Genomic DNA, 15,731 nt, shown 5'->3' on the forward strand with positions numbered 1-15,731 from the left:
AATAATTGGTTCCGGTGCAAAAATCTTGGAAACTTGGAAATACACTAATGTTAGTAATATAAACAAGCTGTGTATCTGTATGAAAAATCAACAAAATGTAAGCGGAAATATTATGTTTTACTCCTATTTATAATATTCATAAAAGTACACCTTTCAAGGTATTCTTATTCTTTGTAATTTAAAATGAAAAAAGGCTGACTGAATGTCAGCCCTTCTAGGGTTCCAAGTTCAAGCCTATGGATGATCCCGCTATACCTCATCTATGCTAACTTCATTTCTTCTTGAGCTGTTAACTCTTCTATGACAACACAATGATATAACGGAAAGGCTCCAGTACCCAGCTCCTCCCAGTCAAATAACCCGCTCCACTGACCAAACCGCTTCCGCTTTTCTGATATCCATTTCGTATGGAATGTATCTTCTTTATCAACTCGTTTATACGTATGTGCCCGAAATAGTCCCGTTGTGCTTGCAGCAAGTTTTCGGGTAATATTATCTAACAATAATTACCCTAGTGCGATAAAGCAGCTGAAAAAGTAGGAATTGGAATTCCTTGCTGCGCAGCTATTGCAATAATTTGTCGTAGTCCCTCCTGGTAGGATCCTGTAATTTCTATAAAGCATGGGTCAAGTAGAAGCTTCGGTAAGCTAGCATTACGGTCGTACGCTTCTTTGATATTTTGTAAAAAGCCTGCTCGGATAATACAGCCTCCTCTCCAAGGCAATGCGATACTGCCGAACTCAAGGTCCCACCCGCACTCCTCTGAAGCTGCCTTCAATTGAGTCAAGCCTTACGCATACGAATGAATTTTACTCATATATAAAGCTTGGCGTACCGCTTCAATCAATTGTTCCTTTTCAATTGCAAGTGCCGGTTTGTCTTTAGGACCAAATAATACCTCGCTCGTATGCACCCTCTCCTCTTTTGCAGCAGATATATAACGTACGAATATAGATTCTACTAATTCACTAATCCACTCTCCTCTTTTGTAACGAAGAGGGAGTTGCTTCTTTTTTATTAGATGATGAATTAGATATCCCTTTATTCTTAGTTAAAAAGAAGGAACAAACTACACCTACAGCAATAAGTGAAGTTAAAAAGAACTGTGAACGTAAGGAATCAATAAATGCCATAGATATGAAAATACCTGTAATGGCAATAATAGTTGCGTATGTTAAATAAGGAAATAACCACATTTTTATTTTCAAGGTTCTTAACCCTTTTTCTAACTTCCTTCTCATACGAAGTTGGGAGAAGGCAATTACTAGATAAACAAGAAGCGCTACCCCTCCAGAAGCATTAACTAAAAAGAGAAATACCTTATCAGGAGATACGTAGCTGAATATCACACTAATATAGGCGAATAACGTACAACCTATAATAGTATTAAATGGTATCCCCTTCTTGTTTACCTTTAGAAACATACGAGGCGCGTCACCATTTTGTGCCATAGCAAACAACATACGAGAACTTGTGTAAAGACCGGAATTCAAGCAAGAGAGTACGGCTGTCAGAACAATGAAATTCATGATTTGGGCCGCAGCTGGTATGTTTACAAGTTCAAGTACAGAAACAAATGGATTTTTCAGTAGAGTCTGAGAATCCCATGGGAGAATCGTAACTAGCACTAAAATTGAACCTAGATAAAAAATTAAGATTCGATAAATAACGCTGTTTGTTGCAACAGTAATGGCTTTTTCAGGATTTGGTGTTTCTCCTGCTGCAGTTGCTACAATTTCACTCCCCATAAACGAGAACATAACAAGGCCAGTTCCTAAAAAAACAGCACTTATTCCATTAGGCATGAATCCTCCTTTATCTATAAGGTTCGATGTACCAGGCGATTCTACATATGGTATTAAGCCGAATATAATAGCCCCCCCGAGAATCAGAAATAGAATAATACCTACAACTTTAATAAGCGAAAACCAATACTCAAACTCTCCAAAAGATTTAACAGAATAGATATTTGTAAGTGTTAATAAAAAAGTAAGTGAAAGGCTTGTCACCCACACCGGTAAAGAAGGAAACCAGTATTGAATAATCCCCGCCCCTGCTGTTGCTTCAACTGCAACTACAATGACCCAGAAAAACCAGTATAACCAACCAATTGTATAGCCAGCCCAAGGTCCGAGTGCTTCTCTAGCATACGTGGAAAAAGAACCGCTACTCGGATTTGCCAGTGACATTTCTCCGAGCATGCGCATAACTAGAACAACAAGTGCCCCCGCCAGTGCATATGAGAAAATTGCAGCTGGTCCTGCTGTATTAATAAGCGAACCGCTTCCGACAAATAATCCAGCACCGATAATTCCGCCTATAGATATCATCGTAATATGACGAATCTTTAATTCTTTCTTTAACTCAGTTTGTTGATGATGCATATTTTAATCCCCCTCCGCGAAAATTTAATATAAAAGTTAAATGATTAAAGGATTTCAAATTCCTCAAAACAGAAGAATAGATAATAAAATCCTTATGATTCCTAAGTTTATGTACCTAAAATTTACTATCATCTCCTTTGTTTGTCCTATTTATAAACAACAAAAGGAATTCCAAATGGGTTTCAATCCTTAGGTTTCTAACATGCTACAGATGAGTAGCAGTTAGAATGCGCAGAGATCGGATTATACAAGGATTATACAATTGTGTTTTCTAAAACCAATTTTATACATTTTTGGATATCCTTAGACATAATTATACTATGTATTATTTCCTTGCAAACTATATAGTTAGATTTTCTAACACATAAATAATTTCTATGTATGGCACAATCTACATTAATCTACATTTTATCAAACTGCTGGTAGTATGGATCAGTGCATTTCGTAGTATTGTATCGCAGGACCTATGCTCATACAAAAGTTCCATCCCTCTCTTTCCAGATGCTAATCCAACAAAAGAAGAAATGCGCAATATGGAGTTGCGAAAGCACAAAAAAAGATGGGAACTTTTCAATTTTCCCATCTTTTTTATTTATTATTATCTCTTCGATCGTAATCACCAGGTATGGTAAAAGAAACTTTATTTGTAGGCAAAAGTGATTTTGAGAAATGAATAACTTTTTTCTCCTTATCAAATGCAACTTTCAATATCTCAAAAAGTGCTATATCTATGGTGCATTTTAATAACGACGCTTCTTCATGTGTTGGATTTATAACTTGTAATATTTTATCGTTGTAAACGGACTGGGTGTTATATCGATCGTTTAAAATGCTGTAAATTGAATCTGCTTCCCCCAAATATTTATCTAAGCCAGGGAATCGATTTAGGGGGTAATGGCCATCTTCCAAGTGAATAGGATCATCATCAACTAAATGTAAACGTCTAACTTTTAAAACAGGTTCTCCCTCTTCAATTCGCAGCATCTCAGCTTCGCGTTTAGATGCATCGATGATTGCAGTCGATAAAATACTTGTACGGGGATTTTTCCCTGATTGTAAAAGGAATTCTGAAAATCCGTTTACAGCAAACAATTCACGTTTTATTTTATTACTTGCTATAAATGTTCCGATTCCATGCTGTTTTTGAATAATCCCTTCCTCTACTAACTCAGTAATTGCCCTTCTCGTTGTAATACGACTAACCCCATACATTTCACATAGCTCAACCTCCGTAGGCAATTGATTTCCTACAGTGTATTTTCCATCAGTAATTTCTTTCTTTATAGCATCTTTTAACTGAACATATAAAGGCTTTGAGCTTCTTCGATTATTTAATTTCATTTTATTAACTCCTAGAAAATTTTGAGAAATAAAAAGATAGTTTATATAATTAAAACATATCCTAGCTTAAATTTGCAGTCCAATAATAAAAGTAAGAAAAAAAGGTGAAAATTTACGAGGACAAAGGGACTAACTTAATAGTCATGATTTCATACTGTTTATTTCTATCTTACTTTTTTAGCGAAAAATAAAAGAAAACCATTGGTACTTCTACCAATGATCTTCAAATCTCCTGTTCCAAATTGCTTAGTTTATAGCTGCATCCAAAAACTCCAAGCTTTTCCTAATTGCTTGTTCTGGGTTTCTATTATATTGGGGACCAATTAACTCAAGTGTTAGATAGCCGTCATACTTCATCTTCTTCAAACTTTGATTAAAAGAGTTTAGAGGAAGACATCCTTCTCCCCAAGCCAAGTGTGCGGATGTTCTCCCGCCATCCCCGTCTACAAAATGGATATGAACCAAATCATCTCCAAAAGCCGCCGCATAATCATCTATTGTATCCCCCTCCTGAACCATTGGTGCAGTATCCAGCATAGCTTTTAGGTTGGGGAGGTTAATTTCGGCAATCATCCGTTTAAGTGTTTGCACATTCGTAACTACATTGGAATAAGGAGAAGAGAGGGGTTCCAGTGCCAGTATAACCCCTGCTGATTCCGCAGCCTTAGCAATCTCATAAATTGACTCCTGCCCGCGCTTCCAGGCTTCTTCCTTAGACTCGTTAAAAAAGCCATAGCCCGCTGTAATCAGCAGCATAGGGCATTCCAACGAGTTCGCGACCTCAATACTTCTTTTAAAATACTCAATACTGCGCTTGCGGCATCTCTTAGATTTTGCTGACAAATTAATTGGGTAGACACATTGCTCTGGCGTAAAGCATATCAGTTCTAAATCCCGCTGCTTAATTTCACACAATATAGAAGAAGTTTCGTGATGAGTTATATCTTCAATATATAAATGGGGTTCACCGCCCCAAAGCTCAATTGCTTGTAGTCCAAGCCGAACTGTCGAATCCAAAAAATAGTCAATTGGGTAACGATGATAAAAGATATTCATATTGGCTAGCTTGAACATATCACCACACTCCTACAGAGCTATTTTTTCCTTGCCATATCCAAAGGAGCCATAATGCCTGCATACTGTCGCAGCGTATTCGGCAGCTTCTTGTAATGCTCTTGCCATATCACACCTCTGATGGTAGTTTGTAAGAAAAGCCGCGATAAAGGAATCTCCTGCCCCCATCGTATCAACAACATTGGTCGGCATAGGGGATTGCTCAAATAGGTTCCCATTTTCCGAGAAAATGGCAGAATCCGCTCCTCTTGTGACGCCTACTACTCGAACTCCTAGTTTATGGACATATTTTATTAGATTTTGAATCTCTAGTCGCGAAAGTTCGCTGCCAGAAAAGAACGCATACGTAAGGTATGGACAGACTTGCTGTAAGTACTCTTCCGTCCAATTTTCCAGAGTCGAAAAATCAAAGGAAATCGGTATCTTTGTAAGGTTTGACAGTTCATCTTTTAAGTCAGTATTGATGCTGATACTTGTATGAACTATATCATGGCTGTTAATATAGTCCAGGTCAGCTTCATTGAATCGAAGCGATACTAGAGACTGAACTCGGGTTTCCCTGTTGGTACCAACAAAAACTCGATCCCCTTCTTCATTTAAGGAGACTACCGCTTCACCGGTAGGCCCTTCAACCCGACGAACCCTACTCGTATCAACTCCTTCTTCTTTCAGACAACTCAGAATGTGGTCTCCAGCCGTATCAATTCCAAGAATTCCAATAAATGATGTTTGCACAGCTCCGTTCCGTTTCGCCATAACGGCGACATTTAACGCATTGCCTCCAGGATACATTTTTCCTTGATCTTTGTAATAATCAATTACACTATCTCCAATACCAATAAGTTTCATTTTTATCCTCCCTCGTTATCCTTTAACTCCTCCGTCTCCCAATCCACGAACAAAATCCTTCTGCATAAAGATAAACAAGATTAATAATGGTAATGCTGATAGAGTCAATCCCGCCATCAGAACACCCCAGTCCGTATATAGTGCATCACGGAAAGTTAATAAGCCTGACGTAATTGTTTTTTTCGGTTCACTTCCGATGAAAGTGTTCGCGAACAAGAATTCATTCCAGGCAAAATAGGCATTTAATAGAGTTGTTGTTAATATAATTGGCTTGCTAAGCGGAAAATATATTTTAAAGAGGATACCTAAGCTCGTGCAGCCTTCCATATAAGCCGCCTCCTCTAATTCTCTCGGAATTGAGAGGAAAAAGGAACGCATTAACAGCATAGTTAAAGATGTTCTAAATGCTACGTAAGGTAGGATTAACGCCCATTGAGTATCATAAATGCCAAGGGACTGAATCAAATTATAAAGCGGAATGAGACTAACTTGCGGGGAAAGCATCATCCCCCCTAGAAGTAATCCCATAATCAAATGCTTCCCTTTGAACGTAAACCGAGCAAGCCCATATGCACTGAAGGCACTAAGCAAAGTAGTGAACACAATAGTAAGAACTGTAATACTAAGACTGTTCCAAAGATATTGTGATACTCCTTTATTCCAAGCATTGACATAGTTGGAGAACATCCACTTAGAAGGTAAAGACCAAGTGCTACCATAAATCTCCCCTGTGGACTTAAATGAACTAGTAATCATCCAAAATAATGGATATGCTATAGTGAGAAAAAAGACTAGTAGAATCAAAGAAATTAAAGCAATTATAATTTTGGGTCTTAATGATCGCTTGTTTCCTGACACAATCACCGTTTTTATATTTGATGTAGCAAGGTCCTTCATCTTCACCCCTCCTTTTCCTTTTTAAATAATTTAACCTGTACAATATATAACAATAAGGTTAGAACTAAAATAACATTAGCAATCGTAGACGCATAACCCATATCATTATCTACAAACGCTTTATTATAAAGATACGTACTAAGAACCTGAGAGGAATCCCCTGGACCTCCATTTGTTAAAACATAAACATCACTGAATACCAAAATTGATTGGCTTAATGTCAATATAGATACTACAAATAGCATTTCCTTCACTTGCGGTAACGTGATATACAAGAAAGTTTGAATCTTATTACAACCGTCTATTTTGGCAGATTCATAGAGTTCATGCGGGATTTTTTGTATCGCCACAATATATAGCATAGCAGCATAGCCGATTCCCTGCCATTGTCCCATGGCAATGACTGCATACATTGCAGTACTGCTATTCCCTAACCATCCAGTTGTATACTCACCTAGTCCGAGAAGTGTCAATACTTTGTTTAACAGACCAATATCTGTACTATAAATGAAATTGAACAACAAACCGATAACTGATATAGAAATCAGTACAGGAAAAAAGTATACAGTACGCAGGATAGGGGCCACCTTCCTAAAAATTGTATCTTCCAAAGTAGCAGCTAGGATAAGACCCCCAAATACCTGCAACACAAAGGAAATAGCTGCATGGATGAGATTGTTCTTAAAAGCTAGAAGAAAGAGTGGATCTTGAAAAAGCCGACTATAATTAGCAAAACCGATAAAGTCCTTGGTGTCGGAAAAAGGGGTCCAACTATAGAAACTAGACTTTAAATTTTCAACAACAGGATAATAGATAAACAAAGCAACAACAAGTAGATTTGGAATTACATAGAGGTAGGGTGTTATCTTTCGATTAATCATAAGCTCACACACCTTTTTTCTCGTTCTATACGGATATAATTCATCTTTTCAAGTTACTTGTATCTAAAGTCACCATCAGGAAAATTTATCTATTCAACAGAAACATTTTGCTGGTAACATGTAGATCCATTGAATTGAGTTTATATAGATTATATAAACGAGAAGTATAATGGAGATCGACTCCATTATACTTCTATGGTTTTCATATTACTTAGAGGATTCCCTTACTGCTTTAGCAGCGGCTTGAACTTCCTTCATAATTTGTTCTGGGGTCTTTTGCTTATTCAATAATTCTTGAGCTCCAGACAAATACGGTTTGAAGACATTAGCATCTAAAGCTGTATCTAACCAAATTGACATAGTTTCAGCTTTTTCAATTTCTTGAGTTATCTGAGGCATTAACGCAATTGGAGCAGTATCAGCGTTTACGGCACCTTTCGTAGTACTGATAACGCTAGTTTCCTTAACCCATTTTTCTGCCATCGGTTTAGAAGTCATAAATTTAAGAAATTTTACTGCTACATCTGGATGCTTAGTAGCCGAAGAAACCATGAATCCTTCTGGCGCTCCCGTTATAACAGATTGGTCTCCTTTTGCTCCTTCAATAGCTGGTAAATTGAAGGTTCCCCATTCAAACTTAGCATCTTTGATATAGGGCATTTCAATAGTGTTTAGCCCATCAATCGCTACTTTTCCATTAACAAACATATTCCGCTCATCTTCATGAGAGAGCGCATTTGGATCTTCATTAAAATACGGAATTAATTCTTGTAACATTTCAAGAGCTTTGACATAGCCTGGATCGATGAACTCTCCTGTTTTAGGATTGTAGTCCTTTGCCAGTACATCTGGTGCCACAAGACGCTGATTCAATGTTGTAATATAATGAGCAGCCACCCAAGGTGCCTTGTTGCCCATACCGAGAGGAATGATACCATTTTCCTTAATTGTTTGAAGAACATGTATAAATTCAGGCCATGTTTTCGGAGGTTGAAGACCTAATTTATCAAATATTTCTTTGTTGTAGAAGTATAATTTAGCATCCGTTAATATCGGAACTCCATAAACCTTTTGACCTGAGCTAAATAGCTTTAGCTGGGATTGAATGATTTGATCAGACCATGCTTTATCTTCTTGGACATATTTAGTAATATCTAGCGCTTTCCCCCCGCGAATAAACTTATCTGAATATTCCCCAACCCATGTGAAGAAAATATCTGGTGCATTATTTTTGTTACTCATCAATACATTGACTTTTTGCTTATAATCTTCATTAAGAGCGGTAACTACATTAATTTTAACACCGGGATTCTGGTTCTCAAATTCCTTAATAACACCATCAAAATAGCTCTTAAACGGCTCATTTGGCCAGCGATGAAGAATCGTTAACGTAACATTCTTTTCTTTAGAGCTTGTATTATTTGCATTTGAACAACCAACTGCTAACAATAAAACTAAAGTTGAGCATATAAAAATTGAAAGTAGCTTTCTCATTGATTCCCTCCATAAGTTACTGTTCGATTTTGAATTTCTTCATATCTTTAAAATAGATTAATCGTACGTAAACTCTTAAGCATGGCAAATCATTAGACCGAAATTTATCATACTATTAACATGATCTAAATTCCGGTCAATAGATTTGATGTAAAGCTACGGATATTACCAACTTGTATGTTAGCTATTAGTATTTCACTTTTGTCATATACCTCCTAGCGGTGAAAAGGGGATGATTGCGTTGTTTTGCAAGTTTTTGGGCAAATGTCCATAATATTTCGTTAAATACAATAGGTGCAAGATACCCCTTCATTTCTTCATCGATCCCATCAAAATTAATAGCCTTAGCATCTAAAACCATTAATTTTTCTCCAAATCTATTTAAGAAGCTAAGAGCACGCTCTTCCAGCGGTCTAGTTTCATCAAGTCCCATCAAAAGAATAAATGGCACTTTCTTGTCTAATATTTCAAATGGCCCATGGAAAAACTCTCCTGCATGAATAGCATGGGAATGAATCCATTGCATTTCCATAAGAATACAAATTGCGTGTGAATAAGCTGCACCATAGTTAGCTCCACTTGCCATCGTATAGATTACTCTTTCATCTTTCATAGCTTTAGAAAAACGATCTAAAAGTTCGTTAAATTGCTTTTTTGCCCGGTCGATGACAGGTTGTAAATTTGCTAAACTATTGACCATTTTTGGGAGAATGTAACCACCTTCTAAAACCTCTATGAGCCCTGCATTCAATTGATATAAAATCGAAAAGTTTCCCTCAAATGTATTGATATCTACACCTATATTGAATGCAGATTCATATCTCAGAACATAGTCTACTTCCTTGGCAAGTGGAGATTCTTCATCAACAGTGACACCTACCGTCAATGCCCCTTTACTTTTTGCAAAAGCTGCCGCCTTTACAGTTTCAGGTGTTCCGCCTGTTTGAGAGCAAAGAATAACTAATGAAGCATCAGATAAAGTTTTAGGACTTCTAAGAACAAAATCAGCTGCGTTATAGAAGTCTGTAGCAATACCTCTTGATTCACGATCAAAGAAATATTTATTAGGGTACATCACGGCAAAAGATCCACCACAAGCTACAAAGAAGATGTTTTTGATTGATCTTTGTTTGACTTCATTTAGTACCCTCTGCACTCCTGGATTTAGTGTTTGTTTAGTATTAATCATGTTAATCTCCTCCCGAATATATTGCTGTATTGGTAAAACGTGTACCTCGTGACAAGCTATTACTCTAGGATGATCTACTTATTCATAACAATTCTCTCGCAGCTAACAAACATGTCGTCATATGACGTTATATTTCTTAGCTAGATAAATAGACTTTACAACAATTGTAACAACAATCATTTATGACGTCATATGTTGTTATATACACATGGTAATATAATAACCACTTTTTGTCAAATTATATATAGAATATTTAGAAAATTTTTTTAATTTATCAACTAGGTACTCCTTTTCGCAATTGCTCTTGCAGTCAAAACATTAGATATCTATATATTTTCTAAACGTATATATGTATCTTTTCCCTAGCGAATTGCCATCTTTGTTTCCATAATTAAAAAATAAAACTTCACTCTTGTTGGTTATCTAGTAATTAATTCTGCCCCGCTTTTGGATTAACTCAAGTCCAAATTTCGTCCATTCTGAAACCTGGGCAAGGTTTGTGTTAGTAACTAAAAATGTGTTTGACGATATTTTGGAGCAAGTTAGTACGATTATTAAGAATGGTACAGATAAACTAGAAATAGGCAGCTTCTTGGTTCTATTCCATATCCAGCCAATGAAACAACTCCCACTTACCTGCTCTCACGTCTTGAAGTGGGAGTTTCCTGCTTCACGGACTATTTCCTTTTTCTTATAAGAAGGAGTCTCCATCATCCCTATAGATACAACTTCGGACGAGACCTTCTCATTCTATGAAATATAAAAACCCTAAGCCAATCTTTACTTCAATTGGATAGGTACAGCTTTTTCAAAGCTGCTAGCCGCATTATAATCTCTATTCAAAATAATTCCACACTTTGTACATATATTTGTTCAGACAGAGGGGATTTTCTAGACTAATTCATTAAAGAAAAACCATCTGCGTTATTACGCTTTAAGGGCACAATAATCATTAAAGTAAATTATCTCAGAAAGGATTTTACAGCCTTCAATTCTCTTTAAAGCCTCTCTTGCCTCTCTTTCAGTGTCAAATTCAAACATTTTGATGGCATTCCTTGAGTGGACAGTGATTACCCACACGAAAAATCTCCCCCAATAAAAAATGTTTTTATCCCTTTTTGAGTTAATGGAAGGAATCCTAAAATATATAAATAAAAATAATTTAATATCAATATCCTTTTAACGTTTGATATAGTATTCCGTTGCTTCAAGGACTTCTTTTTACTTGAAACGAATTTCCTTACATAATTGAGTTTACAAATCCAGGTTATTGCCTTGCATTTTCTGATTAAAAAATTTAGTCTTAGTTAGGATTATATCCACCCTCTAGACCGAGAGGCTTCTACCATTTTTTTCAATCCAACAATGTATGCTGCTAACCTCATATCAGTTGCTTGAGTAATTGCTGTTTGATACACTTGTAAAAAAGACGCAGTTAAGATGGTTTCGAGTTTGTTGTCTACTTCTTCTTCTGTCCAGTAATAGCCCTGGTTATTTTGTACCCACTCAAAATAAGAAACAATGACACCACCGGAATTTGCCAGCACATCCGGAACGATTAATACACCTCTTTCAGTCAAGATTTCGGTGGCTTTTAATGTTGTAGGCCCGTTAGCTGCCTCTACTATAATCTGTGCCTGAATGTTTGCCGCATTTTCTTCTGTAATTTGGTTTTCGAGTGCTGCGGGCACTAAAATATCACATGGTTGTACTAATAACTCTTGATTGGTAATTCTACTTGAAAACAACCTTGTAACCGTTCCAAATGAATCCCGCTTATCTAATAAATAATCAATATCTAGACCATCCGGGTCATATAACGCGCCATACGCATCCGAAATCCCAACAACTTTCGCTCCCTCATCATGAAGGAACTTCGCAAGAAAACTGCCTGCATTTCCAAAACCTTGGATAATTACTTTTGATCCTCTTATTTCCAATCCTTTCACTTTTGCAGCTTCTTTCATCGCTATAATCACACCTTTAGCAGTAGAAGATTCCCTTCCAACAGAGCCTCCTAACACTAGTGGTTTTCCTGTGATAAATCCAGGAGAATCAAATTCACGGATCCGGCTATACTCATCCATCATCCATGCCATAATTTGTGAATTCGTGAATACATCAGGAGCTGGAATATCCTTCGTCGGTCCAACAATTTGACTGACAGCACGAACGTAGCCTCGGCTTAACCGCTCTAATTCCCGGAGTGACATCTCTCTCGGATCACACTGAATACCTCCCTTTCCTCCCCCATAAGGAAGACCGGTAATCCCGCATTTAATGCTCATCCACATAGAAAGAGCTTTTACTTCTTCCTCTGTCACAGCTGGATGGAAACGAATCCCTCCTTTTGTTGGTCCAATTGCATCATTATGCTGCGCGCGGTATCCTGTAAATACTTTAACAGAGCCATCATCCATTCTGACAGGGATCCGAACAGTCAACAATCTAAGAGGTTCCTTTAATAGCTCATATACTTCCTGTTCATACCCCATATTTTCAAGGGCTGTACGAATCACTTGTTGCGTATTTTCTAAAACATTCAACTGTTCCTTCTTTTTCTGCTTTTCTTCTCTTACCTCATATTGTGTCACACTCATTATAGATCCCACTCTATTTATCCCCCACATAATTTAGTTTTGTAGAACTTACACGATACTACTTTTTATACCTTTGAATAACTTAACAGGTGCTACGCCCCTTTACTCATTAAGCAAATAACTTATATTTCTCAAAGTTTCTTTCCGTATTACTGCAGGGTTTTGGTATTAAAAGACTAGCGGTATAGATTGTAAGTAAACTCATTATAAATCTTGGTATCATTTCATAACTTTTATAGAAAGCCCTCATTTGAGAGGGCTTTTCATCTTATTATATTTTCCGAGATGTTAGCTTTGCTTGAGTGAATAATAGCAAATAATCATACCCACCGGCTTTGGAGTCTGTTCCAGACATGTTAAATCCGCCGAATGGATGAGCTCCAACTAGTGCTCCTGTACACTTTTTATTAATATAAAGATTTCCACAATGCATATTTTCTAAAACGCAAGCAATGCGTTCTTCATTTTGTGAGAAGTAAGCACCAGTTAAGCCATAGTCCGTATCATTATAAACTTCAATAGCTGTTTTCCAATCCGCTGCCCTAGCTATTGCAAGAACAGGTCCGAATATTTCTTCCTGCATGATGCGGGCTTTTGGATCAACATCTACAAAAACAGTAGGCTCGATATAGAAGCCATTTCCTTCTGCTTGAGATCCGCCTGCCAGCAGTTTTCCTTCTTTCTTGCCGATTTCAATGTATTTTAAAATTTTATCTAATGATTTTTGATCAATGACTGGTCCAATTGGAGCGTTATTCTCAGGTAATCCTACCTGTAACTTCTTCGTTAATTCTATTACCTTTGCCACAACTTCATCGTAAACAGATGCTACTATGATAGCTCTGGAACCAGCCGAGCACTTTTGTCCCTGGAAGCCGAAAGCAGACGCGACAATTGCTGCTGCTGCTGCATCTAAATCCGCGGTCTCATCAACTACAACGCCGTCTTTTCCGCCCATTTCAGCAATAACACGCTTTAACCAGATTTGGTCTGGCTGAACTTTCGAAGCACGCTCATAGATCCGGCATCCAACTTCACGAGAACCTGTAAATGAGATAAAGCGGGTTTTTGGATGTTCCACAAGGTACTCGCCAATTTCTGCCCCATTTCCAGGAATAAAGTTCAACACTCCTGATGGAAGCCCTACTTCTTTCATTAATTGAACAAACTTTGCCGCAATGACTGGTGTGGAGTCTGCTGGCTTTAAGATTACTGTATTCCCTGAAACAATCGCTGCCACGGTTGTTCCAGCCATAATTGCTAATGGAAAGTTAAAAGGTGAGATGATAATTCCTACTCCAAGAGGAATATATGTAATTTGATTATGTTCCCCCTCAATTTTAGTAAGAGGCTGGTGAATGTTTGTTTCACTTAAACGTATCATCTCTCGAGCGTAAAATTCCATAAAATCAATCGCTTCTGCTGTATCAGCATCGGCCTCAGTCCAATTTTTTCCTGCTTCATATACAAGCAATGCAGAGAATTCATGCTTACGCTGACGCATTAGATCAGCTGCCCTAAATAAGTACTCCGCACGTTCTACCGGGGAGACCTTCTTCCAGGTTTCAAATGTGTTTAACGCTTCCTGCATAGCCTGTTCCGCTAACGGTTGTGTCGCTTTACTCACATAGCCGACCACTTCATTTACATTCCCTGGGTTAATTGAGGTAATTTGATCATTCGTAAAGATCTGTTTACTGCCAATATACAGCGGATACTCCTGACCAAGCTCTTTTTTCACTGTTGCAAGAGCTTTTTGCATGGCTTGTCTGTTTTCTTCGTTTGTAAAATCAGTGAAAGGTTCGTTAATAAAAGGGGATACTTGATTAATAGTTATCATATTCATATAACTCCTTTATATAAAATTATTTTTTTAATAGATTCTTCATTACAAACCAAACATTTGCTGGACGTTCTGCCAGACGTCTCATAAAATATCCGAACCAATCTACTCCATATGGAACATATACACGTACCTTATATCCTTCTTGAACCAATTTCTGTTGAAGATCCGTACAAATTCCGTATAACATTTGGAACTCAAACTGGCTTTTCGGGATATGGTGTTCATGAACAATACGCTTTGTATATTCAATAATTGCCTCGTCATGGCTGGCTACAGCAGTATAATTTCCATTTAATAGATGCATCTTAATTATTTTTTTATAATTTTCATCTACATCCTTCTTTTCCGGGAATGCAACTTCCGATGCCTCCTTGTAAGCACCTTTAACCAGGCGAAGATTTGCTCCATACCTATTTAAATCACATATATCCTGTTCGGTACGATATAGGTAAGCTTGAATCACAATGCCGAGATTATCATACTCTTTACGCAGCTCTCGATAGATATCGAGGGAAATTTGACAATGAGCATAGTCTTCCATATCAATACGTACAAAGTTACCGTACATCCTTGCACGATCCAAAATCCTGCGCATGTTCTTCAGGCATAGCTCCTTATTAATGTCGAGCCCAAGGGAAGTCATTTTGAGCGACAAATTAGATTGCACACCAGCTTTTGCGATGGCATCTAAAGTCACGATACACATCATCGTTGACTCATTCGCCTCTGCTTCAGTGAAAACAAATTCACCTAGATGGTCAAGCGTCACAACTTTACCATCCTTATTTAATTCCTTAACCGTTTGAATGGCGGCTTCGATGGATTCACCAGCCACAAAACGTCCAGCTCCAAAACGTAAGCCGTATTTTTTTGCCAGTTTATTTGCTGATTGATTCTTGCCTAAATTTTGAAACATATTTCTCATTAACACTTCCATGCACTATAAACCTCCCTTGTCCTATATTTCCGAAAATTTAATTAATAGTTAATTTTCAGATTTGTTTGTAAAACGATTATACAATTATGTTCACAAAAGTGTCAATACTGTAAAAATGTTTATTTAATTTAAACAAAAATGTAAACTATTTTAATAGAATTATATTACAGATTGTTTTTTTGTACACTTTTTCGTTATATTTTCTAACAAGTTATCGACTTTGATTTTATTTTTCATAA

The 15,731-nt window shown here is 37.2% G+C and carries 11 protein-coding genes and 1 pseudogene; all 12 read right to left on the reverse strand.

The window, feature by feature from the left end; translation table 11 throughout:
* Positions 1-395 precede the first annotated feature (395 nt).
* Positions 396-958 (reverse strand): annotated as a pseudogene (locus AC6HZ4_RS16700) (NADP(+)-dependent, decarboxylating phosphogluconate dehydrogenase); the annotation flags it as partial.
* Positions 959-968: 10 nt separating this feature from the next.
* On the reverse strand, positions 969-2,384 hold the full coding sequence (locus tag AC6HZ4_RS16705) for an amino acid permease (protein ID WP_497490772.1): 1,416 nt from the start codon (positions 2,382-2,384) through the stop codon (positions 969-971).
* Between the two features lie 588 nt (positions 2,385-2,972).
* Positions 2,973-3,725, reverse strand: coding sequence for a UTRA domain-containing protein (locus tag AC6HZ4_RS16710; protein WP_497490773.1), 753 nt, complete (start codon positions 3,723-3,725; stop codon positions 2,973-2,975).
* 246 nt (positions 3,726-3,971) lie between these two features.
* Positions 3,972-4,799, reverse strand: coding sequence for a sugar phosphate isomerase/epimerase family protein (locus AC6HZ4_RS16715; protein WP_497490774.1), 828 nt, complete (start codon positions 4,797-4,799; stop codon positions 3,972-3,974).
* Between the two features lie 12 nt (positions 4,800-4,811).
* The gene (locus tag AC6HZ4_RS16720) at positions 4,812-5,648 is read right to left on the reverse strand and encodes a PfkB family carbohydrate kinase (RefSeq protein ID WP_497490775.1); all 837 of its coding nucleotides are present in this window, start codon (positions 5,646-5,648) and stop codon (positions 4,812-4,814) included.
* 15 nt (positions 5,649-5,663) lie between these two features.
* Positions 5,664-6,545 carry a carbohydrate ABC transporter permease gene (locus tag AC6HZ4_RS16725; protein ID WP_497490777.1) on the reverse strand — a complete coding sequence of 294 codons (882 nt, stop codon included), beginning with the start codon at positions 6,543-6,545 and terminating at the stop codon, positions 5,664-5,666.
* Between the two features lie 2 nt (positions 6,546-6,547).
* Positions 6,548-7,426 (reverse strand): carbohydrate ABC transporter permease, encoded by an 879-nt coding sequence (locus tag AC6HZ4_RS16730; protein WP_497490778.1) that lies wholly within the window; start codon positions 7,424-7,426, stop codon positions 6,548-6,550.
* Positions 7,427-7,633: 207 nt separating this feature from the next.
* Positions 7,634-8,920 (reverse strand): ABC transporter substrate-binding protein, encoded by a 1,287-nt coding sequence (locus AC6HZ4_RS16735; RefSeq protein ID WP_497490779.1) that lies wholly within the window; start codon positions 8,918-8,920, stop codon positions 7,634-7,636.
* A 187-nt stretch (positions 8,921-9,107) separates the two neighbouring features.
* Positions 9,108-10,109, reverse strand: a complete 1,002-nt coding sequence (locus AC6HZ4_RS16740; protein WP_497490780.1) for an SIS domain-containing protein — start codon at positions 10,107-10,109, stop codon at positions 9,108-9,110.
* 1,313 nt (positions 10,110-11,422) lie between these two features.
* Entirely contained in the window at positions 11,423-12,709 is a 1,287-nt protein-coding gene (locus AC6HZ4_RS16745; RefSeq protein ID WP_497495745.1) for a Glu/Leu/Phe/Val family dehydrogenase, read from the reverse strand.
* A 271-nt stretch (positions 12,710-12,980) separates the two neighbouring features.
* On the reverse strand, positions 12,981-14,555 hold the full coding sequence (gene pruA, locus AC6HZ4_RS16750; protein ID WP_497490782.1) for an L-glutamate gamma-semialdehyde dehydrogenase: 1,575 nt from the start codon (positions 14,553-14,555) through the stop codon (positions 12,981-12,983).
* A 19-nt stretch (positions 14,556-14,574) separates the two neighbouring features.
* Positions 14,575-15,492, reverse strand: a complete 918-nt coding sequence (locus tag AC6HZ4_RS16755) for a proline dehydrogenase family protein (protein ID WP_497490783.1) — start codon at positions 15,490-15,492, stop codon at positions 14,575-14,577.
* Between the last annotated feature and the right edge of the window lie 239 nt (positions 15,493-15,731).

Source organism: Ectobacillus sp. OTK (assembly GCF_059698935.1).

Coding starts and splice junctions, on each gene's coding strand:
- AC6HZ4_RS16735 (WP_497490779.1), bottom strand. CDS start 8,920: ATGAGAAAGCTACTTTCAATTTTTATATGCTCAACTTTAGTTTTATTG.
- AC6HZ4_RS16715 (WP_497490774.1), bottom strand. CDS start 4,799: ATGTTCAAGCTAGCCAATATGAATATCTTTTATCATCGTTACCCAATT.
- AC6HZ4_RS16705 (WP_497490772.1), bottom strand. CDS start 2,384: ATGCATCATCAACAAACTGAGTTAAAGAAAGAATTAAAGATTCGTCAT.
- AC6HZ4_RS16730 (WP_497490778.1), bottom strand. CDS start 7,426: ATGATTAATCGAAAGATAACACCCTACCTCTATGTAATTCCAAATCTA.
- AC6HZ4_RS16740 (WP_497490780.1), bottom strand. CDS start 10,109: ATGATTAATACTAAACAAACACTAAATCCAGGAGTGCAGAGGGTACTA.
- pruA (WP_497490782.1), bottom strand. CDS start 14,555: ATGAATATGATAACTATTAATCAAGTATCCCCTTTTATTAACGAACCT.
- AC6HZ4_RS16710 (WP_497490773.1), bottom strand. CDS start 3,725: ATGAAATTAAATAATCGAAGAAGCTCAAAGCCTTTATATGTTCAGTTA.
- AC6HZ4_RS16745 (WP_497495745.1), bottom strand. CDS start 12,709: ATGAGTGTGACACAATATGAGGTAAGAGAAGAAAAGCAGAAAAAGAAG.
- AC6HZ4_RS16720 (WP_497490775.1), bottom strand. CDS start 5,648: ATGAAACTTATTGGTATTGGAGATAGTGTAATTGATTATTACAAAGAT.
- AC6HZ4_RS16725 (WP_497490777.1), bottom strand. CDS start 6,545: ATGAAGGACCTTGCTACATCAAATATAAAAACGGTGATTGTGTCAGGA.
- AC6HZ4_RS16755 (WP_497490783.1), bottom strand. CDS start 15,492: ATGGAAGTGTTAATGAGAAATATGTTTCAAAATTTAGGCAAGAATCAA.